The organism is Bacillus sp. EB106-08-02-XG196 (assembly GCF_013396335.1).
Taxonomy (GTDB): Bacteria; Bacillota; Bacilli; order Bacillales; family Cytobacillaceae; genus Neobacillus.
Map to the genome: position 1 here is coordinate 174,969 of NZ_JABWSY010000006.1, position 22,553 is coordinate 197,521.

Consider the following 22,553-nt stretch of genomic DNA (forward strand, 5'->3'; position numbering starts at 1 on the left):
ATTTTACATAATTTGAGACTGGGGTGTTATGGATGGAAAATCAAACAGCCATCATTACAAAAGAACAAAAGCCTTCATTATTAGGAATGTTTACGAGTCCGGGTGAACAATTTGAGAGAATTAAGCAGTCTCCAAAAATCTGGATGCCGCTGCTAATAGTAAGCATCCTTTACGCAATTGGGATGACTTTGTTGGCATTATCGATGGATGCCTCAACCTTTATTGAACAGGGGATTCCAGAAGATCAAGTTGACCTGGTATTAGGTATTACAAAAGTTACCGTTGCCATAACAGGCATCCTTACACCCATAATCGGTGTTCTGATTAGTAGTACAATCCACTTAATTATTACCAAGATTGCTAGTTCACCAGTAACATTTAAACAATTATTTTCAATGAATACGTATATAGCGATAATCGGTGCCGCGGGAATCATTCTAAATACAGCGATTCGATATGCCATTGGCGGTAACCCAGAAATATATGTTACTAGTTTAGCAGGGTTGCTAAATCAAGAAAAAGTTGGAATTTTAGATTCATTTGAGGTTTTTGCAATCGGACTATGATTGTAACAGCTATCGGACTTCATAAAACAGGACAATTATCTAAGGGACTGGCATGGACCATTGCAATTGTCTTCTTCTTAATTGGTATTGGCTTTACATTAATCAGCAGTCTGCTGCAAGGAGCGCCGATGCAATAATGAAAAAGAAAACATGGATTATGATTAGTGTAATCAGCCTGGTCATCATCATGATTTCCGTCAGTGTTTACCGTGAGGTTTTTGCAAAAGGACCTTCCGTTGAAACTACTGAAATGAAGAAGGAGGAAATTTCCTCCCTATTAATGATTCCAGGTACAGTAAAACTCGAAGAGGAACAAATCATTTATGCTTCTCCTGAAAAAGGAGAACTTAAAGAGCTTCTTGTAGTAGAGGGGCAGGAAGTAAAGAAAGGCACGGTAGTAGCAAGGCTTCAAAATCCTCAGCTGGATTTGGAAATGGAGCAAAATCAGCTTTCTATCGAATCTGCTAATCTAAAAATAAATCAACTTGATAAACAATTGAAGCTTTTAAAGGATAAAGAAAAAACACTTGCGGATCAGGTGGGAAAAGCAGAAGCAAAAAAACAGCTTGACCCCGAATATCAGCAAATAGAGATGGAAAAGAAGCTGGCCAATTTAGAATTAAAGCAAACAAATCTTCAAAAGGAAATGATTGATAAACGTCTAAGTGAATTGGAGATTAACAGTACAATAGACGGTGTCGCCCTATCCGTTCATAAACCAGATTCATCCTCTCTTGAAAAAAGTATGGCTGAGCCTATTCTACATATTGGTAAACTTGATGCAAAGATAGCAACTGGTTTGTTATCTGAATATGACACTATGAAAGTAAACAGCGGACAGAAAGTAGTTCTCCGCTCCGATGCTGTACCTGATCAAGAGTGGCAGGGTGAAATAATCAAGATTTCTCTTCTTCCTGAACAAAATCAAACGGCTCTCCAAAGCGGAAGTCAGGCTGTACAATATCCGGTAACGATGAAGATTACAGGTGATAGTGAAGCATTAAAACCAGGATTCCAAATTATCATGGAAATTGAAACTGATAAAAAACAAGCAAATGTACTTTCCATAGATGCCCTGCATGATGATGGAGAACAGCCTTATGTTTTCATCGTTATGGATGACAAGGCAGTTAAGAAAAAAGTTAAAACAGGCATCACCTCGGGAGCAAAAATTGAAATTTTAGAAGGTTTATCAAAAGAAGACGAAATTATCATTTACGGCCCAGAATCAATTAAGGACGGTATGGAAGTGACCGTAAAATGATCGAGCTAGATTCAATTACCAAAACTTATTTGCTTGGCAAAGAAAGCGTTAAAGTATTAGATAAGATTAGTTTGAAAATAGAACAAGGTGAATTTGTTGCCATCATGGGTCCCTCAGGTTCAGGAAAATCAACTTTAATGAATATGATAGGCTGTTTGGATAAACCAACTACTGGGATCTACACTCTAAGTGGAGAAAATGTTTCTCATTATAATGACAATGGACTTGCAAGGGTAAGGAATCAATCAATTGGATTTGTGTTCCAGCAATTTCATTTATTGCCTCGTTTATCAGCATTGAAAAATGTAGAGCTTCCGATGATTTATGCAGGTGTCTCCAAATCTGAACGTCAGACAAGAGCAGTAGAAGCATTGGGTAAAGTGGGATTATCTGACCGTATGGGTCACCTCCCAAATGCCTTATCCGGTGGACAAAAGCAGCGTGTCGCAATCGCGAGAGCCATTGTGAATAAACCAAAAATCATTCTAGCCGATGAGCCGACGGGTGCACTAGATTCAAAGACAAGCATCGACATTATGGAGCAATTCAGGGAACTAAATGAGGATGAAGGCGTTACGGTAATCGTTGTTACCCATGAATCAGAAGTGGCAGCATATGCGAATCGTACGATATTTGTTCGAGATGGTATGATTCAGCAGCCTCCTGCTGCCATTAGGGGGGCGTCTGAATGAGTTTTATGGAAAACCTGTTAATGGCGTTAAGCTCGCTAAAGGCACATAAAATGCGAAGTATATTAACCATGCTCGGTATTATTATTGGTGTTGGAGCAGTAATCATTGTAGTGGCTATTGGTCAGGGAGGAGAGGCGATGCTTAAAACACAAATAACCGGTCCAGGAAACACGGTAGAATTGTTTTATCAGCCTTCTGATGAAGAAATCCGATCAAATCCAAACATTTTCCTGCAGGCTCCGTTTAAACAGGAGGATATTCGGGCTCTTGACCAAATACAAGAGATTAAAAGCATTGTCGCTTCTAGCACTCAAATGTCATCTGTTAGATTTCAGCAGGAAACCACTGATGTGTCTTCCACAGGAATTAATCAGGCATATTTAAAATTGAATGAAATGAATGTTGAAAAAGGCAGAAGTTTTTCCACTTCAGATTTTCTAGGCGGCCGTCGAGTAGGGTTAGTCAGCCATGTCATCCAGGAAGAATTATTTAAAGGTGATAATCCTGTTGGAAAAGTTATCAAAGTGGCAAATCAGCCGATAGAAATTATCGGTGTTTTAGAAAAACCGACAGGTCTTCTATCATTTAGTTCAATGGAGGTTTATCTGCCCTTTCAAACATGGCGGACAATTTATGGCAGTAGTGACTATACACAGGTTACTCTGCAAGCTGACTCGTCTGACGAGTTGCAAATTGCAGGAAAAAAGGCAGCAAGACTATTAAACAATATGCATAATACAGAAGATTCCTATCAGGTCCTTAATATGGAAGAAATCGCAGCAGGGATCGGGCAGATTACAAGAATCATGACCTTAATTATAGGAAGCATTGCGGGTATTTCGTTGTTCGTTGGCGGTATTGGTGTTATGAATATCATGCTTGTTTCCGTAACAGAGCGTACTAGAGAAATCGGAATTCGAATGGCGCTAGGTGCTACAAGAGGACAGGTTTTAACTCAATTTCTTATTGAATCGATGACGCTGACATTAATCGGTGGCATCCTCGGGATTTTTCTTGGCTGGGGAACGGCAAGTATTGTCAGTTTCTTTGCGGGATGGCCATCCTTGATATCGTGGCAGGTAGTGTTGGGCGGTGTGGTCTTTTCGATGGTGATTGGGGTTGTATTTGGACTCCTTCCAGCAAATAAGGCTTCAAAATTAGACCCTATCGAATCACTAAGGTATGAATGAATATTTAATTTGAATACTCAGTAAACTTATACTATAATAATTTCAACTCAAGGTATGAGTAAATTAATAGTAGTAGGGAGACGAGCTGAGAATGGAAAAAGTTAGTGTAGATAGTAGAGGCTATTTTGGTGAGTTTGGAGGTAGTTTTGTTCCTGAGGAGCTTCAGCTGGTACTAAACGAGATAGAAGCACAATTTTTACAGTATAAGGATGATCCGGATTTTATCGAGGAATTCAACTATTACCTCAAGGAATATGTTGGGCGTGAAAACCCGCTGACCTATGCAGAAAATTTAACGAAACAAATGGGTGGAGCTAAAATCTATCTAAAACGAGAAGATTTAAACCATACTGGTGCTCACAAGATCAATAATGCAATCGGTCAAATTTTATTGGCAAAAAGAATGGGTGCAAAACGAATCATTGCTGAAACGGGTGCTGGCCAGCATGGTGTTGCAACCGCAACTGCATGTGCCATGTTTGGAATGGAATGTATTATTTATATGGGGAAACTCGATACGGAGCGCCAAGCTCTAAACGTCTTTAGAATGGAACTATTAGGGGCAAAAGTTATTCCAGTCGAGAAAGGGCAGGGACGTTTGAAGGACGCCGTGGATGAAGCATTGGCTGACTTAGTTCAAAACTATGAAACTACCTTTTATTTATTGGGTTCAGCTGTTGGACCGCATCCATATCCATCTATGGTTAAACATTTTCAGAGCATTATTAGTGAAGAATCAAAGCGTCAAATCATTGAAAAAGAAGGAAGGCTGCCAACTGCGGTTATTGCCTGCACAGGCGGTGGCAGTAATGCTATTGGTGCCTTTGCCCATTATATTGATGAAAAATTTGTACGTTTAATTGGAGTAGAGCCGGAAGAAGCACCAACCTTAACAAAAGGAACCCCGGCAGTTATTCATGGTTTTAAATGTTTGACGTTATTAGATGAAGAAGGTAATCCACAGCCAACCTATTCAATTGCTGCCGGATTAGATTACCCAGGAGTTGGTCCAGAGCATAGTCAATTGAAAACAAGCGGAAGAGCTGAATATGTTACGGTTACAGGGCAGGAAGCATTAGACGCATTTCTGCTGCTAAGTAAAACGGAGGGGATTATCCCCGCGTTAGAAAGCTCCCACGCCGTTGCTTATGCTATAAAACTAGCAAAGGAATTACCGAAAGATGATGTCTTAATTGTCAACCTGTCAGGTCGCGGTGACAAAGATGTCGAGCAAGTATTTAAAATGTTAAATAAGTAATTATGGTGAAGAGACGTATCGATAATGATGCGTCTTTTTGTTTTTTAATCGAACAATAGCAGGATGAGCTTGTAAATCCCTCGTGAAAGTGAGAATCTTGATTCGAGGAAATAGATATTTAAAATACTCCCAACAGGAGTGGAGAGAATGATTAAGAAAAAAATTCGCCATATTCACCGTTATCGAGATATCGTTTATGCTTTTACTAAGTATGGTTTTGGGTTTGTTATGAAAGAGTTAGGGCTTCTTGATTTGTTATCAGTTCCAAAGAGAGTATTTGTTGAAGGAAACCAATCACGAAATAGCAGAACAACAGGTGAACGAATTCGGATGTTCCTCGAGGAACTTGGTCCAACTTTTGTGAAAATTGGCCAAATTGCCAGCACTAGACCTGATATTATCCCAGCCGATATCCTTCAAGAACTAGTAAAGCTTCAGGACAATGTTTCTCTTTTTTCATTTGATGAGGTGAAAAGAATAGTAGAAGAGGAATTGGCTGATTCTCTCGAAAATTCTTTTGCAGAATTTTGTGAGACTCCATTAGCTGCAGCATCTATTGGGCAAGTCCACCATGCAGTTTTGCTATCAGGAGAGCGTGTTGCTGTTAAAATTCAACGTCCCAATATTATGAGTGTAATTGATACAGATTTAGAAATCCTTCAGGATCTTGCCAGATTAGCGGAAAGTAGAATCGAATGGATTGAAAGGTATCAAATTCGGACAATTATAGAAGAATTATCAAGGTCGCTTCGTGAAGAATTGGATTATGAAAATGAAGGCAGAAACGCTGAAAAGATTGCTAAACAATTTATTCATGATTCCAAGGTCCATATTCCCAAGGTATATTGGGAATACAGTACTAAGAGGATTCTGACGATGGAGTTTATTGATGGGGTTAAACTAAATGAGATTGAAAAGCTGCAGCAAGAGGGATACGACACAAAAGTATTAGGTGAGAAAATAGTAAATGCTATTTTTCATCAAATCCTAATTAATGGATTTTTCCATGGGGATCCTCATCCAGGAAATATCGTTGCCCTGCCAGGACAAGTGATTGCATTTATGGATTTCGGTATGGTGGGTCGAATAACTCATGAAATGAGATCGCACATTGCCTCTTTTGTCATTGCATTAATGCGGAAAAACACTTCAGAAGTAGTAAAGGCAATCACGAACATGGGGCTTGTTCCAGATGAAGTAAATGCAAAACAATTACATTCAGATGTAGATAAGCTTCGGGAAAAGTACCTCGATGTTCCTTTTAGTCAGATGAGTATTGGAAATGCTGTTAATGAACTCTTTTCTGTTGCTTACCGTCATAAAATTATGATTCCGACAGATTTAACGATATTAGGTAAAACGCTGCTGACATTAGAGGGGACCGTTGAAAAGCTAAACCACGAAATAAGTATTTTAGCAGTTGCCGAACCATTTGGTAAGCAATTACTTATTGATCGCTTTAAGCCAAAAAACGTGGCAGAATTTGCATGGTCAAATTTCACAGAATATGGGGATATCCTTCATGAATTCCCAAAAACGATTAAAGATTTTACATCCGTTATGAAAAAAGGGAAAATGAAGATTGAAATATCCACTTCTGAAATGGAGCCAGTCCTTCATAAACTTAATCGTATAAGTAACAGGCTGTCCTTTAGTCTTGTATTGCTGTCCTTTAGTATTATTTTGGTAGGTGTAATTATTGGTGCCTCGTTATCAGGACAAACATCCATACTGTTAGACAGCCTGCCAGTAATAGAAATAGGTTTTGGTATTGCTACAACATTGTTCCTATTGCTTTTATATTCTATCTTTAAATCAGGAAGGTTTTGACAAAGAAATTTCAAATTAATCCTAGTAGAATACCTGACCAATTGGCCGGGTATTTTTCTTATGAAGAAGAATATAATAAACCGTACACTGGAGAGATAATTGAAACAAAAGGGGCGGAATATGTATAAGAGGAGAGTAAATTATTATCTGAGTTATTACAGATCTGCTAATATATCTATCAACAAAAGATTATTATATATCTTCTGCGGCGCTTCGCTCGTTGCTATTTCACTGCAGTTGTTTTTAGTGGAAAATAATGTAATTGATGGCGGAATCGTAGGAGTAAGCATCATTCTCTCGCATATTACTAGTATGGAGATTGGCCTGTCTCTTTTACTGCTGAATACTCCCTTTTTCTTTTTAGGTTATTCTTATCTGGGAAAAAGATTTCTAATTCTAAGTCTTTTTGCTATTTCTGTGCTTTCAATAGGTACCCATGTTCTAGAACCATTTCCTTCCGTTACAAATAATCCATTTCTGGTAATTGTCTTAGGAGGCGTAATTTTAGGATTGGGTGTAGGAATAGTCATTCGATATGGAGGGTCCTTAGATGGTACGGAGGTTTTGGCCATTTTATTAAGTAAACGGACCCCTTTTTCAATTGGACAAATTGTTATGTTTTTTAACCTATTTATTTTTAGCAGTTCCATTTTTATATTTGGCTTTAAGGAGGCTGTTTTTTCATTAGCTGCGTTTTTCATAGCCTATAAAACAATTGATCTTTTAATTAAGTAATATAGCGAAGGAATCCATATCAGTGGGTTCCTTATTTGATATAATATTTTTGATTCTTAACATTTTTGTGAATATTATTATAGATTCATGTTTTAATAAATTTAAATGTATTAAGATTCAAATAGGTAATATCATTTTTTCGGGGGAATGAAGATGAATACTAGAGATCTATTTAGCTTGCAGGGGAAAACAGCTATTGTAACAGGTGGGGGAAGAGGACTTGGTGAACAAATTGCAGAGGCCTATGGTGATGCGGGAGCAAATGTAGTCATTTGCTCAAGAAATCTAGAAGCTTGCCAGCAAATTAGTGATGTCCTAACGGCAAAAGGTGTTCGTTCACTTGCCTTAAAATGTGATGTTTCTAACCCAGAAGAAATTCAATATGTAGTAGACCAGACCATGAAAGAGTTTGGAAGGATTGATATTTTAGTCAATAATAGTGGTGTAAGCTGGGGGGCTCCTGCACTAGAAATGCCAGAAGATAAATGGGATAAGGTTATGAGTATTAACCTTAAAGCCGTATTTTTATTTTCGCAGGCAGTCGGAAAGATTATGAAGGAGCAGCGTTCTGGTAAGATCATAAATATTGCTTCCATAGCTGGATTTGGCGGACAAGATCCAACTGTGATGGATGCAATTGGCTATTCAACTAGCAAAGGAGCAGTCATTACATTTACAAAGGATTTGGCTGTAAAACTAGCACCCTATAACATTCATGTCAATGCCATTGCTCCCGGATTTTTCCCAACAAAGATGGCAAAAGTGGTCATCGATTATTCAGGAGAAAAAATTCTCGAGAGAACCCCTGCAGGAAGATTCGGGTCAGATGATGATATGAAAGGACCGGCATTATTTTTAGCTTCTGACGCTTCTAATTATGTATACGGTCATGTTCTTGTTGTAGATGGCGGGACAAGTGCTAGTGTTCAATAACATAAAAAATGCCCAGTTTTTAATTGGGCATTCTTTATGAATTTTATAGGTTGTTTAAAAACTCAAGTACTCGATTATTCACTATATCATTCGCTTCAGTAACATAAATGTGACCTGCGCCATTAATGGTAAGGAATTCGGCATTTGGTATTTTTTCAGCCAAAGTTACACCATTATCATATGGAACTAATTTATCCGCATCACCGTGAATCACCAAAACAGGTACCTTTATTTCGTCAATTTCATCATAGGTGTCATGAGCAAGACACGCTTGAAGCTGCAGCATATAGGCATATGGAAGGACAGGTATCTCGATTCTCTTTTGAATATCTTCACCGACTTGGTCCCTATGATTTTCAATGAAAGATTGACTATAAAGGATTGGAGCAGTTGCCCAAGCGATTTGTTCCGGTGTGGCTGTAGAAGAGGCTCTAGACAGCATCTGCATGGACACATCAGCACTAGGTTGAACATGTTTTTCCCCGCCTGATGTTGTACAGCCGAGGATGAGGGACTTAATCCGTTCTGGATATTTCAACGCAAGTCTTTGGGCGATCATTCCCCCCATTGAAATACCGTATATATGTGCAGACTCTACACCGGCTGAATCGAGAACGGCTCTTGCATCTTCAGCCATTAATTCAATTGAATAGGAAGAATTTGGTTTACCGCTTAGTCCAACACCACGATTATCAAATACTATTACTTTATATTGTTCACTTAAAGCCGGGATTGTTCGAAACCACGATTTAGAAGTAAGTGATAATCCCATGATTAATAGCAGTGGTTCACCCTCACCATGGACTTCATAATATAAATCAATTCCATTTGCCTTCGTTATAGGCATTCTCAACAACTCCCTTTTTACTAGATATTGCCATTTATATGATTATTAATAAAACTAAAGAACTTAAAGATTCACCCAAAAATGTCCAACTCTTATATATGAAAATATTATTTATTTTGATTAAATGGAAAAGTCGAATAATAAACTAGTAAATTGTCGTTACAAATTGCTATAATATAATGGACAAGGATTAAAGTAGTTACAGATAGATTCTAACATACTATCCGGTTAGATAAAGGGGCATTTATGGAATCAAGACATCAGGATCCTGGATCTTTTTACAAATACCTAGAAAAAGAGTGTAATAAGCGGATTCATTCATATACCAATTGTCTAACCTTTACACATGCTTTTGGAAAAGCAATCGAAAACCACTTAGATCTTGTTGTGATTCAACAAAAGGTAATCAACAATTGCTTAACTTTACTTGATATTCCACTGAAAGATGATTTTGCTATTCTAGCACAAAGAAAAGTAGAGTGTGAGGATAAGTTAGATCAACTGGATGAAACGCTTTTTATGTTAAACAGGGGAATGAAAAAGGACAATTTCGAGTTAAAAGAGCTTAATAAATCTTTAAGTGACTTGCTTTGTTTAATTGAAAATGAAGTGAAGGACTTAAAGGCTAACAAAATAAAAACATTAAATACCGAACTAGAAGATTTAAAAAAGTTATTTAATAACTAAACATTTGGAGGAGAAAAAATATGTCTATTAGAAATGAATCAAAAGTGGAAAATCAATCTAACCAGGATAATCAGCTTTCAAGTTTTGAATTAATGTGGAAAGCTGCCTTTGAAGAAGTAGATGAATGGGCAGGGCGCTTAAACCATCATGATGATTTATTCTTAAATGCTACTAAACAATATGTTGAGAGTATTAAAAGAAATCAGGAAAATAGTAAAGCCATTACGGAGCAATTTAAGAAAGAGCTACTTGAGTGGGAAAAATATGCTCGTGAGGAATTACTCATGACCACAACCACCATTCAACATTTTTTCCCTGTTAAATCTTTTGAAGAGATCAACCAAGTTGTTGATGACATACAGAATAAAACTACCTCTCTATTATCTACACCAATTCGTGCACTAACGACTGGGCAAGGTCTTGATAATTACTTAGACAGTGTCCAACAATATATTTCTATTAGAAAGAAAGGTAGAGAGAAATATATTGAAGGTGTTAAGAGTACCTCCAATGTCTTATATGAAAATCAAAAAATATTCGTGAATCTTTTTGAAAATCAGTTCAAGTCTGCACTTTTACCCTTTCAGCAATATATGAAGAATACTACGGAGTCAAATAAATCATAACTTTATTGAGGTGAACAAGATGTCGACAAAAAAACCGTACGACCCATTTGATTCTTTCAAAAAGTACAGTGAAGTTTTGGAAAAACAGATAAATGATTTTATTTTTCTTTGGTCAAATAACAATGAATTTGTCAAAATGGCAAATACAGGATCAGAGGCAAACTCCCGATACCTTGAAGCATTTAGAAAGAATCAAGAGGCACTTGCAGGTGTACTCAATATTCCAACTAAAAATGACTTGGCTAATATAGCTTCTTTAACCATTCAAACGGAAGAAAAAGTTGTATCCCTTGAGGAACAAATTTGGGATTTACAGGATTCATTGAAGTCTCAAAGCACGGAAATTGAAACTGTTGTTGAGATTTCAAAAGAAATAATCAAATTAACCAAACAACTTAAAACAGAGTTAGTGAAAACGAAAAAGGAACTAGCAGATTCCAAGAATCTACAAAGTGAACTACAAGAGATTAGGTTCGAGCTAAATAAATTAAATAATCTTAAAGATGAAATAGAGATACTTAAAGGTCACGTCCAAAAAGACGATCAAAAAGACGTCCAAAAAGACGATCAAAAAGACGATCAAAAAGACGATCAAAAAGAACCCGTCTTAACAGGTGCTGATCCAACAAAATAATTAAAAAAGGGGGGCTAGAGAAGTGGCAGTCGAATCACCTTTTACGGATCTAATTCCACCGTTAGATTATGAGAAAGAAATGAAACGTTGGAAGCACGTTTTTCAAGTATTAAATGAGCCGGAGCCGGAGATTGGTCATACACCTAGGACAGAGGTTTGGAGAAAAAATAAATCAGTTTTATGGCATTACCCGGCAAAACAAAAAAAGTATGGTATTCCTTTATTTTTCGTTTATTCTTTATTTAACAAACCTTATATACTTGATATCGCCCCAAAGGCAAGTGTAATTGAGGGACTTACAAACCGTGGTTATGATGTGTATTTGCTAGACTGGGGTACTCCAGGTTACGAAGATAAGAATATTGGTCTGGATACATATATTCAAAAGTATTTAAGAACAGCTGTTAAGCGTGCTATTCGCCATTCTGGTGCGGAGGAGTTAACACTTATCGGTTATTGCCTAGGTGGGACGATCGCTTCTATATACGCTGCGATTGCTGAAGAGAACATTAAAAACTTGATTGTGGCAACAGTACCAATAGACTTTTCTACACTTGTTGGGCCGGATAAATGGGCGGAAGGTCTTAAGAATGGAGATTTTAATGTTGATCGCTTTATAGATGTTTATGGGACTATCCCGTCAGCCTATGTGCAAGCAATGTTTCGTGCAGTATCTGCTCCAGTTTATTTTAGTCACTATACGATGCTTTTAAATCGGGCACATGATCCTAAATATGTTGATAAATGGCGTCGGATGAACAAATGGACTACTGATCAGGTCCCATTTGCAGGTGAGGCATTTAGACAATTATCGAATGACCTTTTTAAGGGGAACAAGCTTGTTAAAGGCGAATTAATGATAGGAAATAAAAATGTAGATTTGAAAAATATTAAATCAAATTTGTTCGTTATTTCCTCAACGAATGATAATTTAGTTTTAGAACACCAAAGCTTGCCGATTATGAATTTAGTTTCGAGCGAGGATAAGACTTACAAGCTGGTTGAAGCAGGCCATGTTTCCTTAGCTTTAACAGGATTGTTCGCGGTAGTTGTCGATGAATGGGCTTCAGCTCGTTCGAATCCACTTTAAATTTTTGTACTAAAGGTGAGTACAAGATTATATAATAAGTAAAGGAAGAAAGGGAAGGTGTGTCCTTCCCTTAACTTGCCTTTTTGTGTTTATTTAAAAAACTGCGAAGTACCTCATTAAAGGATTCTTTTGCCTCGAGTTTAGCTACATGTCCTGTATTTCTAAAAATCACAAATTCAGAGTATCTAATCTGTTTATGCATCATTAATTGTATCCAAGGAGGAGTAACCGAGTCATATTGACCGCCAATAATTAGAGTTGGAACTTTTATCTTTGATAACAGACATATATTATTAACCTCTAAACATGCTTGCATTGAAGGAAGGTAAAATTCACGATTGGGATGATAGAATTTTTTGAAATTCTCAACGTTTTCTTCTGTCCATGAGTAGAGACAAACTCGTGCTGCGAAATTTTTTTGTTCCTCGAGTGACCGTGATTCTGATTTTATCTTGCGGAATTTTAAAAATACCTCTCCGAAATGTTTTGGTGCATAATGAAATGTGCTTACGAGCACGAGGGACCTGCACATGTCTGGTGCCTGACGATAGATTTCTTGTGCAACCATCCCGCCCATCGATAACCCACAGATATGTGCACTTTTAAACCCAAGACCCTTCAACAAGCAAATAACATCGTGTGCAAAGTTTGGAATGCTAATTTCCTCATTTGTAAGATACTCACCGTGTCCCCGTAAATCTGGAATAATCAAATCATATTTTTCTGCAAGCTCAAACTGGCTGGACCAGCCTTCCTTTATTTCACCAAGTCCATGAATAAAAACCAAAGGTTCACCAACACCCATTCGTAAATAGGGAATCCCAGAAAATAACTCACCCAAATAAACTACCTCCTATGGTTAGATTATAATAAACTTTTTTGCCATAATTCGGATAGTGTAAACAGGTATAATGTCGTATTTAACACATTATATAAAACTTTCTTGGTTATTATTACTAATAGGTGTAAATTACATATATGGGACATAAAAAAGGACAATCGACTAATCGATTGTCCTCTCTAATATTCTATCCATCAATTCCGCTGTCATCACTGCCTCTACCTTTGTCATCATCATCATCGTCATATCGATCATCTCTGCTGTCATTATCAAACTTTCCTCTTGTGATTTTTCCTGTTTCAGCGTCTACTCGAATGTCAACTTCTCCTTGGTCGGACTGAATCTCAAATTTATATTCAAGTCTGCCATGTTCCAATTCCTTTTCAACCTCTGTAATTTTGCCGTTAACTTCATTGGTTGCGATTTTTGCTGCTTCTTCAATGGATATGGTGGAAGTGGTTGTTGAGTGGGCAGATGAAGAATTACTGTCGTCATCATCTGATTCTACTTTGTAAAATGTTTGCCCATGCTCTGTTTCTAACTCAATTTCCTGCCCTGGTTTAATTTCAGGCAGGTTTTGTGTACCAAGATTAATGACTGAATTTTTATCCTCAACTTGAACGGGATTATCTTGAGGAGTATCATTTTTAGAGGCACCTACCGCAATTGCTCCTCCTAAAACTAGTAAAGATGATACGAGGCCTATTAATACTTTTTTTCTCATTTTGTCTTCCTCCTTTTTGTTATTACCTTTCTACACTTTCAGTATATCCAGTAAAAATGAGAGGATAGGGATAGAATCATTAGAATTTAATGAGAAAAATAATAGTTTCCTGCGAATCAATCATCGTCATCGTCGTTTTCTTTCTGTTTATTTTCATGGTCATCCCATGCTACCGTTACAGCTCCTGTAATAGCATGAATATGCACGGTTGCTTCACGATCATCATTTGTTTCTATTTTAATAAAGTAATAGGTTTGATTATTTTCAGTTTCCAGCCACATATCTTCAACCTCTCCCTGAACCTGTGTCCGTGCAATTTCTACAGCCTCTTTATCGGTCAATCTCTTTGGAGAGTCTTCTGAGATTTCACCTTGTTGAGGGGGTGGTTGGGAGGGCGTTGGCTCTGATGTTATTGTATCAGTTTGTGTGAAAGATAAAACTTTACCGCTAGAAGAATCCAGCTTAATGCTGTAAAGATGATTTTGTCTTTCTAGTTCTATATGATACTGTTGATTGGCTAGTTTTATTGATGAGATATTACCTTGATAGCGCTCTTTAACAAGCTTCTCGGCTTCCTCTTCTGTTAACATGTTAGCTGAAGGAGTAAGTTTTCCAAATTGCTGAAAGCTGACAAAGATAATAACAAGGATTATGGAGCAAATCGCCACCCAAAACCAAGATATCTTTTTCATTTACATTCACCACCTTATATACAATTATTTTCCTATATAAAAATGAGAAAGTGATGAGAATTCCTATAATTTTTCAACTTTTTTTATTAGAAGGGTGGCTGTAGTTCCAATACCAGCTGCACTGTCCAGTTGTACACCTATTCCAATTGCATCGGCAATTTCCTTGGCAAGCGATAACCCAAGACCAGAACCGCCTTGTTTTCTACTTCTTGCTTTATCCACACGATAAAACCTGTCAAACACTTTTGGGAGTTCGCTTTCTATGATGCCTATTCCACGATCGATAATTTTGATATAAATTTTATCATTCTCTTTCCCTAGTTCGACTGAAATCATGTCATCACTATATTTCCTTGCATTGTCTAAAAAAATAAATAACAGCTGCTTAAGCTTTTTATCATCACTTTCAATGAATATGGATGCTTCATTCAACGCTTCAAATTTAATTTCACGTTTATAGGCGTTCTTGAATGCATTTACTGTTTGGTCTATTAATTGATTAAGATTCACCTGATTAAGCTCGATATTCCACTGTTCATGGTGTCTTGCTAACATTAACAGCTGCTCAGTCATTTCCTTCATACGCAGTGCTTCAGAGTGGATGGCTTCAATCGATTCCGTGAATAACTCTGGCTCTGTTAAGCCCCTTCTTTTTAATAGGCTGGCGTAACTCTCTATTATGGTCAATGGGGTTTTAAGTTCATGTGAAGCATTTGAAACAAACTGCTCCTGTTTTTCAAAGTTCATTTCTAAAAGATCAATCATATGATTAAAGGTTTGACCCATTTGAAAGAGCTCATCCTTCGATTTACCTTCTAGTTTTATAGTTTTAAACGTTCCACTTTTCCTTATTTCTGTCATTGTCTTAATCATAGATGTGACAGGCTTGGTAATAAAGTTACTAAGTAACCGGCTGGAAATTATGACAGGAATCAGCGCAAGCAGTGTAACCAAGATTAAAACTAGACGAAGAATTGATAAAATCTCAGTTGCTGTCTCCATACTTTTGATTATTTGAAGATTGGCAACACTGCCATCTTGCATGATAATGGGCATTGATTCAAAGGTATAGGAACGTTCCTGATATTCTATCGTTTTGCTGACTTCACTTCTATAAAATACTGATTTTCTCTTACTTAGGTTTTGCTCGTCAGCGCTGGTAAACGCAGGGGGATTGTTGTTATCCTCAGTTACAATTTCAATCATACCGTTTACAGGAACGTAGGATCTAAGTAAGGAGTCACTGGGGATTTTGCCAAGAGATTCTCCAAAATTATCCGATATATTCTTCATCTCCTTATGCGCAGTGTTAAGCTCGCTGTCGAGAAGTAAAGTGCTGAATGTATAATACACCGTAATATTTAAGATCAGCAGCAGCAGGGCAAACAAAAAAGCTGTATAAAGGTTAATTTTATTTCTCAGCTTCATTTGGCATCCTTCATGACATACCCAATGCCACGAACAGTATGAATTAATGCGGGTAAGTGCGGGAGGTCTAATTTCTTTCGCACATAACGAATATAAACATCTACTACATTTGTATCTCCAAAAAAGTCATAACCCCATACTGCCTCTAAAATTTGATCTCTGCTCAACACCTGTCGTTTATGAACCATAAGATAGACTAGTAAATCAAATTCTCTTGGAGTTAATTCGATAGGTTCTCCAGCTCTTAACACTTCTCTAGATTTTTGATCAATACTAAGATCAGCAAAACATAACAGGATACTGTCTTCAACCTGGGGTTGTTCAACTTGCTTAATTCTTAATGCAGCTCGAATTCTTGCTAAAAGTTCTTCTATTTGAAAGGGCTTTGTAATATAATCATTCGCCCCTAGGTCGAGACCGGACACTTTGTCTTCAACAGAGCTTTTTGCTGTTAAGAGAATGACTGGCGTATTGAGGTCATTTTTACGAATCCGCCGAAGAAGTTCAATCCCGCTTAATCCTGGCAGCATGACATCCAATAAGATTAAATCCCAACTGCCGGTTCGATAAGCCTCTAATGCCTCGAGGCCGTCCATTACTTTTGTTACTGAATAGCCCTCATATTCAAGTTCAAGCTCTAAAACTCTCGCAATCTTTTCTTCATCCTCAACAACCAGAATGGTTCCTTTTTTAGTTGTCATTTCGACTCTCCTCTATTTTGATATCTTCATACTATTCGGCTCCCTATAGATAAAAACCTTTCGAACATATAGTTAATCTTTATTTCTAGTCTATCAAAAAAAAGATAATTTTTTGTGAACGAATACTCCTTATTAATCGTAATAAAGAGGGATGAAACTTTAGGGGGGATAAATTTTTGACAAATATAGTAGAGGTTAATCAAGTAAGCAAACAATTTAATAATCGTATGATATTAAGAGATGTCTCTTTTACAATTAAAGAAGGGACAATAAATGGACTGCTTGGACCAAATGGAGCAGGGAAAACCACCATTATCCGATTATTAAATGGAGTCATTGAGGCCGAAAATGGAACGATGAAAGTGATGGATTTTGACCCACAATTACATGGAGATGAAATAAGAAAAAGAGTTGGAATTGTAACCGAAAGTGCAAGTCTTTATCATGATATGACCGCATGGGACAATCTTGTCTTCTTTTCAAAAATATATGGAGGCTGCGATACAAAGAGAATTATACATTTGCTTGAGCAATTCGATATGCTGGGCTTTAAGGATCAAATAGTGGGGAGCTTTTCTACAGGAATGAAGAAAAGAATCTCACTGGCAAAAGCTTTATTGCATAATCCAAAACTTCTTTTTCTCGATGAACCGACCAATGGGTTAGATCCTGAAGGGATTAATGAAGTAATCCATTATTTACGTAAAGTAAATCAAGAGGAAGGGGTAACGATCTTAATTTGCTCACATGTTTTGCACCAGCTTGAAACAATTTGTGATTCCTATTTGTTCTTAAATGAGGGAAGAATCGTTGAAAAAGGAACGATGATGGAATTAGAAGAGAAATACTTAAAAGAAATTAAGTTAGTAGTAGAAACGGGTCTTAAGCCGCTTAATAGCCAAACCTATAAGGAGCATAGATATATAAGAAAAGGGACCAATCATTTGGAATTTATACTTACCTCGAAGGAAGAGATATCTCCTTTATTAGCCAAAATTCTTAGTGAATCTTGGGTTCATAATTGTGAAATAACCAATAGAAGTCTCGAGGCGATTTATTTTGATATTAGGGGAGCTCGAATCTGTTGAAGAAAAGTCATAATAAATACATCTAAATCATACCAAAATGGAACCCAATCATTCTTGTATGAAGCTGATTCGTGCTTTCAAGCCACAGTGAGTGTAGTTTCCTGAAAAGGAAATAGCACGATGAACTACGTTAGTGGATAAGGTAAAGTAACACCTCCGGATGTGACCCCCAGTCCGCTGCTCTGTTAGCTATGAGGAAGACCGTTTCCTAGGGTTTGGAAACCAAACACCAAAATAGCATGTTCTGTCCATTGACTTTGGCAAGGAGGAAAATTCCTGTAATGGAGGCTGGTCAGAAATGACCCATTGTTTTGTGTTAGATGCTCAAGGCAACAAGTTATCTCCAACAAAAGAAAATCGTGCATGGTATTTAATTCGTAAACAGAAAGCCACTTTGAAAAGTAAATTTCCAATGGTCATCCAACTTGAGAGGGAAATCCCTGAAAGCGCAATCGACTCTTCCTGTATTCAGTTGGGTATTGACGATGGTTCAAAGTTCGTTGGAATTGCTTTAGTACAAGAATGTAAAACCAAGAATAAACCTGTATTCAAAGGAACCATTGAGCTTCGAGCTGATGTAAAGGAAAAAATTGCGATAAGAAGAGGGTATCGTCGATACAGAAGGCAACATAAAAAATACAGACCCGCTCGATTTGATAATCGATCTTCTTCCAAACGAGATGGACGAATTCCACCAAGTATTAAACAAAAGAAGGATTCAATTTTAAGAGTGGTCAAACAACTCCAAAAATGGATTCGGATGGACCTTATTTTCTTGGAAGATGTCTTAATTGATATTCGAGCATTGGAAAAAGGCTTTAAACCATACAAATGGGAATATCAAAAAAGCAATCGCTTAGATGAAAATATTCGAAAAGCAGTAGTGCTTCGTGATCATAATACTTGCCAGAATTGTGGATTGACAAATATTCGAATGGAAGTCCACCACATTACCCCAAGACGAATGAACGGAAGTGATTCCATTCATAACTTAATCAGCCTTTGTTCCACTTGCCATGGAAAGGTAACAGGTAATGAGTTAAACCATTGTGAGAGATTCTATCAAAAAGTAAATGGCAGAAAGGTCTCTTACCGTGATGCTATGCATGTTATGCAGGGGAAAACCTATCTTCAAGATGAATTAAAGAAAATAGCCCCTTTATCCCTAACAACTGGAGGGGATACTGCAAACAAACGCATTGATTGGGGTATTGAGAAGACACACGCCAATGATGCAATTGTTATTTGTCATTCAAATGTTTGGCCTGAACAATGTAAAATCAAAAATTGGGCAATAAAACCAATGAGGAAGCACTCCAGAAAGAAAATAGAGTCCGTAAATGGTTATCATCACAGGGATTTTGTTAAATATACGAAACGCAATGGAGAAAAGTATTTAGCGTATATAACCGCTTTATATCCAGAAAAAAGTCAATGTAACATGACCACGATAAAGGGGAAGATTTTGAAAAGATACGGTCTTTTTAGGCTTACATTATTATGGCGATTTAACAAGGTCTATTGGTTATGAAGTCCAAAGAAGGAGGTGAAACCTGGTAATAAAAATAGAAATGTTACACTTTGTTACGTTTTTTGTTACCAGGTAAACGGGTTGAATAAACAGACGATTTTAACCATTGCCCAGAAAGATATGAAGGCTACTTTTTCTTCTAAAAAGGTGTGGGTTCCGATGATAATCCTGGCCTTCCTCTTATGTATTGTAGTTCCAGCTTGCATGGCATATTTTGGAATTCACTTTGATTTAGTTGGAACTTCGTCAAAAGAAATAGAGAAACCTATAAATGCATTTATTAAAGACTTTCCAAATGAGGAGATACGGAATAATCTAATCGCATTGCCGACACTTGGCTTAAAGTTTGTTTATTTTTTCTTAACCTTTATGATGATACCTTTTTTCTTAATGGTAGCCATTATTAACTCAATGGTTACTTCATCAAATAGTTTTGTAGGGGAGAAGGAAAGGAATACGTTAGAGACATTGTTGTTTGCACCTATTTCAATTAAAGACTTGTTTCTTGGTAAATTAGTTGCATCCATAATTCCAACTTTAGGTATTTCCTTTGCAGCTTTTATCATTAGTTTTATTGTTGTTAATGTAATCACGTATCCACATTTTAAAGTAATACTATATTTTAACTCCACCTGGATGATCTTAATGTTTTGGGTTATTCCAATATTAGTCCTGTTTAATATCATCTTGAATGTTTTGATCTCGTCCAAAGTCAAAAAGTTCCAGGAAGCCCAGCAATTCGGTGGACTGCTTGTGTTACCAATCGTTGGCATCCTCATAAGCCAAGCAAGTGGAATGTTCTTCTTAAGCACATTAACACTATTCCTAATAGGCGCTGCTTTACTAATAGGCAACCTTTTCTTAATAAAACTAGTCACAAAATTTAGTAACCGAAACACATTATTCCAAAGCCAAATCCACTAACACAAAAAGACAATGTCCGCCTGAGGTGGACATTGTCTTTTTGTGGTGCCTGTCACCAAGGTGACATCTAAAAGATGTTCCCAAGGTGACATCTAAAGGTGTTCACCAAATTAGTGAAAACGATAGCCCGATCCCCATACGGTTTCTATGTATTCAGGGTTGGAGGGGTCATGTTCGATTTTTTCTCTTATTTTGCGGATATGAACGGTGACGGTTGAAACGTCTCCATTGCTGTCGTAGCCCCATATTCTTTCAAATAGATGATCTTTGCTGAAAACCTGGTCTGGGTTTAGTGATAAAAAGGTGAGAACATCAAATTCTTTGGTGGTTAAGGTAATTTCTTTGTTATTTACAAAGACACGCCTTGAGGATCGATCAATGAATAAACCACGGATGTATATTCCTTGCGATTCAGTAGTTTGTTTCATTGATAATCTCTCATATCTGGATAGATGTGCTTTCACTCTCGCAACCATTTCATTCGGACTGAAGGGCTTGACTAAATAATCATCTGCTCCCAGCCCTAGCCCTCGAATCTTATCAATTTCTTCTTTTTTTGCTGTCACCATAATGATTGGAATATCTTTTATACTTCTTATTTTCTTGCAAATTTCAAAACCGTCAATGTTCGGAAGCATAACGTCTAGGAGAATTAAATCGTAATCTTGTGTTATTGCCTTTTGAAGACCAATATCTCCTGTATGGACTATTTCTGTAAGGAAGCCGTTGATTTCTAAATAATCCTGTTCTAGTTCGGCGATACTTTTTTCATCTTCAATAATCAGAATCTTTTTCATGATGTGGCCTCCTCTAAACAGGAATGGTGCGGCAAGATAATGGTGATTTTTGTTCCTACTGTTAAAGTACTTTCTAATTTTATCTTACCGTTATGTTCTTCGATAATCATTTTGGCGATCGAAAGTCCTAAACCGCTGCCCCCTGTTAATTTATTTCTGGATTGTTCAGCTCGGTAAAACTGATTAAAGATGAAGGGAATCGACTCTTCAGCTATACCTGGTCCATTATCTGCAATGGAAACCTCTATAGTTTCGTCGGTAGAATGCATAGATATTATTAATTCCTTTTTATCCTTATCCATGTACTTCAAGCTATTGTTAATAATATTTGCCAGTACTCGTTTAAACTTTTCACGATCAGCTAAAACATGATAATGTCCCTGAGGGGCAAATTGGAAATTTAACTCTACATTCTGTTTTCTAAGGTCAAAGCTTAATTCTTCGAAATAATCACTTAGATAATCTTTTATATCAATTTTTTCAAATTCAAAGGGAACCTTCCCTAAATCCAGCTTTGAGAATAAGAATAATTCATCAATTAAATGGTCCATGTCCACTGCGTTTGTATAGATGGTTTGAATATAGCGTGCTCTTCTTTCAGGTGTATCTGCCACTCCATCACGGATTCCTTCAATATATCCTTTAATGGAGGTAATCGGCGTTTTTAAATCATGAGAAATATGGGCAATTAATTCCTTCCGGTTATCCTCATATTGTTTTTGGATTTCGTGTGACTCCTTTAATTGAATCCGCATTTCTTCAAATGCTTGTGTTAACTGACCAATCTCATCATTCCTAGTCGCTGTAATGGAATGATGGAGGTTGCCGCTTTTTATAAAATGAGCTGCTTTTTTTAGTTGATTAATTGGGTTGATAATACTTTTAGACACAAAGTAGGTTAATAATCCATTGGTCGCAATTAATATCAATAAACATAAGCCGAATAGTATTGGGAAAAAGGTTCTCACAAACTGATTCCACGGGCTAGCGTCTCTCATTAAAAAGAGTGTGATTTCACTGCCATCCTGCAGGTAGAAATCATGCTGCTTCATGGCAAATGTCTGCTCACCAATTTCTTCTAAGCTGCGGAAGCTTTTTTCTGTTCCAAATTCCGGAAGCTCCTCTGTATCGACATTTTCTAGCTCTCTTGTAAGATAGAATATCTCATCATTTTTACGGATTATTAAACCAGAATCGATTTCACTAAGTTCAGAGTTTAGGGATTCCAAATACTTCTTACTCATCAATTCCATCGGGTTGGCGGCAGACTTTTCTTTTAATTCTAGAAACAGCAATGTATCCTCTTGTTTTGTTTTGTGGTAATTGTGGCTTTCTGGTAAGAAATTGGTCATTTCACGGATATCACCGAGAAACACCATCATTAACAGAAAGGAGGTAAGCATAAACATAATGATTGGTACGGTGATCATCGCAATATTTGATAATATCAGACGAAGTTTGATAGACATAGGATT

General features: G+C 37.0%; 24 protein-coding genes. 16 read left to right on the forward strand and 8 right to left on the reverse strand.

The window, feature by feature from the left end:
* Positions 1-32 precede the first annotated feature (32 nt).
* The 9 genes from yknW to MLOOGBEN_RS11360 all read left to right on the forward strand — a co-directional run bounded on the left by yknW (position 33) and on the right by MLOOGBEN_RS11360 (position 8,468).
* Complete coding sequence (gene yknW / locus MLOOGBEN_RS11325; protein ID WP_256989045.1) at positions 33-566, forward strand: YknW family membrane protein; 534 nt, start codon at positions 33-35, stop codon at positions 564-566.
* Positions 563-703: a hypothetical protein gene (locus MLOOGBEN_RS29185; protein WP_256989046.1), complete on the forward strand. Its 141-nt coding sequence runs from the start codon at positions 563-565 to the stop codon at positions 701-703. Before yknW ends, MLOOGBEN_RS29185 begins: the two co-directional genes overlap by 4 nt.
* Positions 703-1,830: an efflux RND transporter periplasmic adaptor subunit gene (locus tag MLOOGBEN_RS11330; RefSeq protein ID WP_179158361.1), complete on the forward strand. Its 1,128-nt coding sequence runs from the start codon at positions 703-705 to the stop codon at positions 1,828-1,830. Before MLOOGBEN_RS29185 ends, MLOOGBEN_RS11330 begins: the two co-directional genes overlap by 1 nt.
* Positions 1,827-2,522, forward strand: coding sequence for an ABC transporter ATP-binding protein (locus MLOOGBEN_RS11335; RefSeq protein WP_179158362.1), 696 nt, complete (start codon positions 1,827-1,829; stop codon positions 2,520-2,522). The genes MLOOGBEN_RS11330 and MLOOGBEN_RS11335 overlap by 4 nt, the downstream gene beginning before the upstream one ends.
* Positions 2,519-3,712, forward strand: coding sequence for an ABC transporter permease (locus MLOOGBEN_RS11340; protein WP_179158363.1), 1,194 nt, complete (start codon positions 2,519-2,521; stop codon positions 3,710-3,712). Before MLOOGBEN_RS11335 ends, MLOOGBEN_RS11340 begins: the two co-directional genes overlap by 4 nt.
* A gap of 91 nt (positions 3,713-3,803) precedes the next feature.
* Positions 3,804-4,970, forward strand: a complete 1,167-nt coding sequence (gene trpB, locus MLOOGBEN_RS11345) for a tryptophan synthase subunit beta (protein WP_179158364.1) — start codon at positions 3,804-3,806, stop codon at positions 4,968-4,970.
* A 147-nt stretch (positions 4,971-5,117) separates the two neighbouring features.
* Positions 5,118-6,800 carry an ABC1 kinase family protein gene (locus MLOOGBEN_RS11350; protein ID WP_179158365.1) on the forward strand — a complete coding sequence of 561 codons (1,683 nt, stop codon included), beginning with the start codon at positions 5,118-5,120 and terminating at the stop codon, positions 6,798-6,800.
* Positions 6,801-6,920: 120 nt separating this feature from the next.
* Positions 6,921-7,535, forward strand: a complete 615-nt coding sequence (locus MLOOGBEN_RS11355) for a YitT family protein (RefSeq protein ID WP_179158366.1) — start codon at positions 6,921-6,923, stop codon at positions 7,533-7,535.
* Positions 7,536-7,688: 153 nt separating this feature from the next.
* Positions 7,689-8,468 (forward strand): SDR family oxidoreductase, encoded by a 780-nt coding sequence (locus MLOOGBEN_RS11360; RefSeq protein ID WP_179158367.1) that lies wholly within the window; start codon positions 7,689-7,691, stop codon positions 8,466-8,468.
* Between the two features lie 43 nt (positions 8,469-8,511).
* Here the strand turns inward: MLOOGBEN_RS11360 and MLOOGBEN_RS11365 are convergent, their stop codons facing one another.
* Positions 8,512-9,315 carry an alpha/beta fold hydrolase gene (locus MLOOGBEN_RS11365; protein WP_179158368.1) on the reverse strand — a complete coding sequence of 268 codons (804 nt, stop codon included), beginning with the start codon at positions 9,313-9,315 and terminating at the stop codon, positions 8,512-8,514.
* A 246-nt stretch (positions 9,316-9,561) separates the two neighbouring features.
* On the opposite strand from MLOOGBEN_RS11365, the gene MLOOGBEN_RS11370 reads away from it, so the two are divergent.
* Genes MLOOGBEN_RS11370 through MLOOGBEN_RS11385 form a run of 4 tightly spaced genes read left to right on the forward strand, consistent with a single transcriptional unit; the run spans position 9,562 to position 12,352 of the window.
* Positions 9,562-10,002, forward strand: coding sequence for a hypothetical protein (locus MLOOGBEN_RS11370; protein WP_179158369.1), 441 nt, complete (start codon positions 9,562-9,564; stop codon positions 10,000-10,002).
* Between the two features lie 20 nt (positions 10,003-10,022).
* Positions 10,023-10,628: a hypothetical protein gene (locus tag MLOOGBEN_RS11375; RefSeq protein WP_179158370.1), complete on the forward strand. Its 606-nt coding sequence runs from the start codon at positions 10,023-10,025 to the stop codon at positions 10,626-10,628.
* Between the two features lie 19 nt (positions 10,629-10,647).
* Positions 10,648-11,262, forward strand: coding sequence for a kinetochore Spc7 family protein (locus MLOOGBEN_RS11380; RefSeq protein ID WP_179158371.1), 615 nt, complete (start codon positions 10,648-10,650; stop codon positions 11,260-11,262).
* Positions 11,263-11,284: 22 nt separating this feature from the next.
* Entirely contained in the window at positions 11,285-12,352 is a 1,068-nt protein-coding gene (locus MLOOGBEN_RS11385; RefSeq protein ID WP_179158372.1) for an alpha/beta fold hydrolase, read from the forward strand.
* 70 nt (positions 12,353-12,422) lie between these two features.
* On the opposite strand, the gene MLOOGBEN_RS11390 is transcribed toward MLOOGBEN_RS11385, so the two are convergent.
* From MLOOGBEN_RS11390 to MLOOGBEN_RS11410, 5 genes are all read right to left on the reverse strand, one after another.
* Positions 12,423-13,193 (reverse strand): alpha/beta fold hydrolase, encoded by a 771-nt coding sequence (locus MLOOGBEN_RS11390; RefSeq protein ID WP_256989047.1) that lies wholly within the window; start codon positions 13,191-13,193, stop codon positions 12,423-12,425.
* Between the two features lie 187 nt (positions 13,194-13,380).
* Entirely contained in the window at positions 13,381-13,917 is a 537-nt protein-coding gene (locus tag MLOOGBEN_RS11395; protein WP_179158373.1) for a PepSY domain-containing protein, read from the reverse strand.
* A gap of 116 nt (positions 13,918-14,033) precedes the next feature.
* On the reverse strand, positions 14,034-14,609 hold the full coding sequence (locus MLOOGBEN_RS11400; protein ID WP_179158374.1) for a PepSY domain-containing protein: 576 nt from the start codon (positions 14,607-14,609) through the stop codon (positions 14,034-14,036).
* A 63-nt stretch (positions 14,610-14,672) separates the two neighbouring features.
* Entirely contained in the window at positions 14,673-16,037 is a 1,365-nt protein-coding gene (locus MLOOGBEN_RS11405) for a sensor histidine kinase (RefSeq protein WP_179158375.1), read from the reverse strand.
* Positions 16,034-16,738, reverse strand: coding sequence for a response regulator transcription factor (locus MLOOGBEN_RS11410; protein WP_179158376.1), 705 nt, complete (start codon positions 16,736-16,738; stop codon positions 16,034-16,036). The genes MLOOGBEN_RS11405 and MLOOGBEN_RS11410 overlap by 4 nt, the downstream gene beginning before the upstream one ends.
* A 176-nt stretch (positions 16,739-16,914) precedes the next feature.
* Between MLOOGBEN_RS11410 and MLOOGBEN_RS11415 the strand changes: the two genes are divergently transcribed.
* The 3 genes from MLOOGBEN_RS11415 to MLOOGBEN_RS11425 all read left to right on the forward strand — a co-directional run bounded on the left by MLOOGBEN_RS11415 (position 16,915) and on the right by MLOOGBEN_RS11425 (position 20,281).
* Positions 16,915-17,826 (forward strand): ABC transporter ATP-binding protein, encoded by a 912-nt coding sequence (locus MLOOGBEN_RS11415; protein ID WP_179158377.1) that lies wholly within the window; start codon positions 16,915-16,917, stop codon positions 17,824-17,826.
* Between the two features lie 298 nt (positions 17,827-18,124).
* Positions 18,125-19,357, forward strand: a complete 1,233-nt coding sequence (gene iscB / locus MLOOGBEN_RS11420; protein WP_179158378.1) for an RNA-guided endonuclease IscB — start codon at positions 18,125-18,127, stop codon at positions 19,355-19,357.
* A 15-nt stretch (positions 19,358-19,372) separates the two neighbouring features.
* Positions 19,373-20,281 (forward strand): ABC transporter permease subunit, encoded by a 909-nt coding sequence (locus MLOOGBEN_RS11425; protein WP_368737777.1) that lies wholly within the window; start codon positions 19,373-19,375, stop codon positions 20,279-20,281.
* A gap of 110 nt (positions 20,282-20,391) precedes the next feature.
* Here the strand turns inward: MLOOGBEN_RS11425 and MLOOGBEN_RS11430 are convergent, their stop codons facing one another.
* Both MLOOGBEN_RS11430 and MLOOGBEN_RS11435 read right to left on the reverse strand, forming a co-directional pair.
* Positions 20,392-21,078 (reverse strand): response regulator transcription factor, encoded by a 687-nt coding sequence (locus MLOOGBEN_RS11430; RefSeq protein ID WP_179158380.1) that lies wholly within the window; start codon positions 21,076-21,078, stop codon positions 20,392-20,394.
* Complete coding sequence (locus tag MLOOGBEN_RS11435) at positions 21,075-22,547, reverse strand: sensor histidine kinase (protein ID WP_179158381.1); 1,473 nt, start codon at positions 22,545-22,547, stop codon at positions 21,075-21,077. Before MLOOGBEN_RS11435 ends, MLOOGBEN_RS11430 begins: the two co-directional genes overlap by 4 nt.
* Positions 22,548-22,553: the final 6 nt, after the last annotated feature.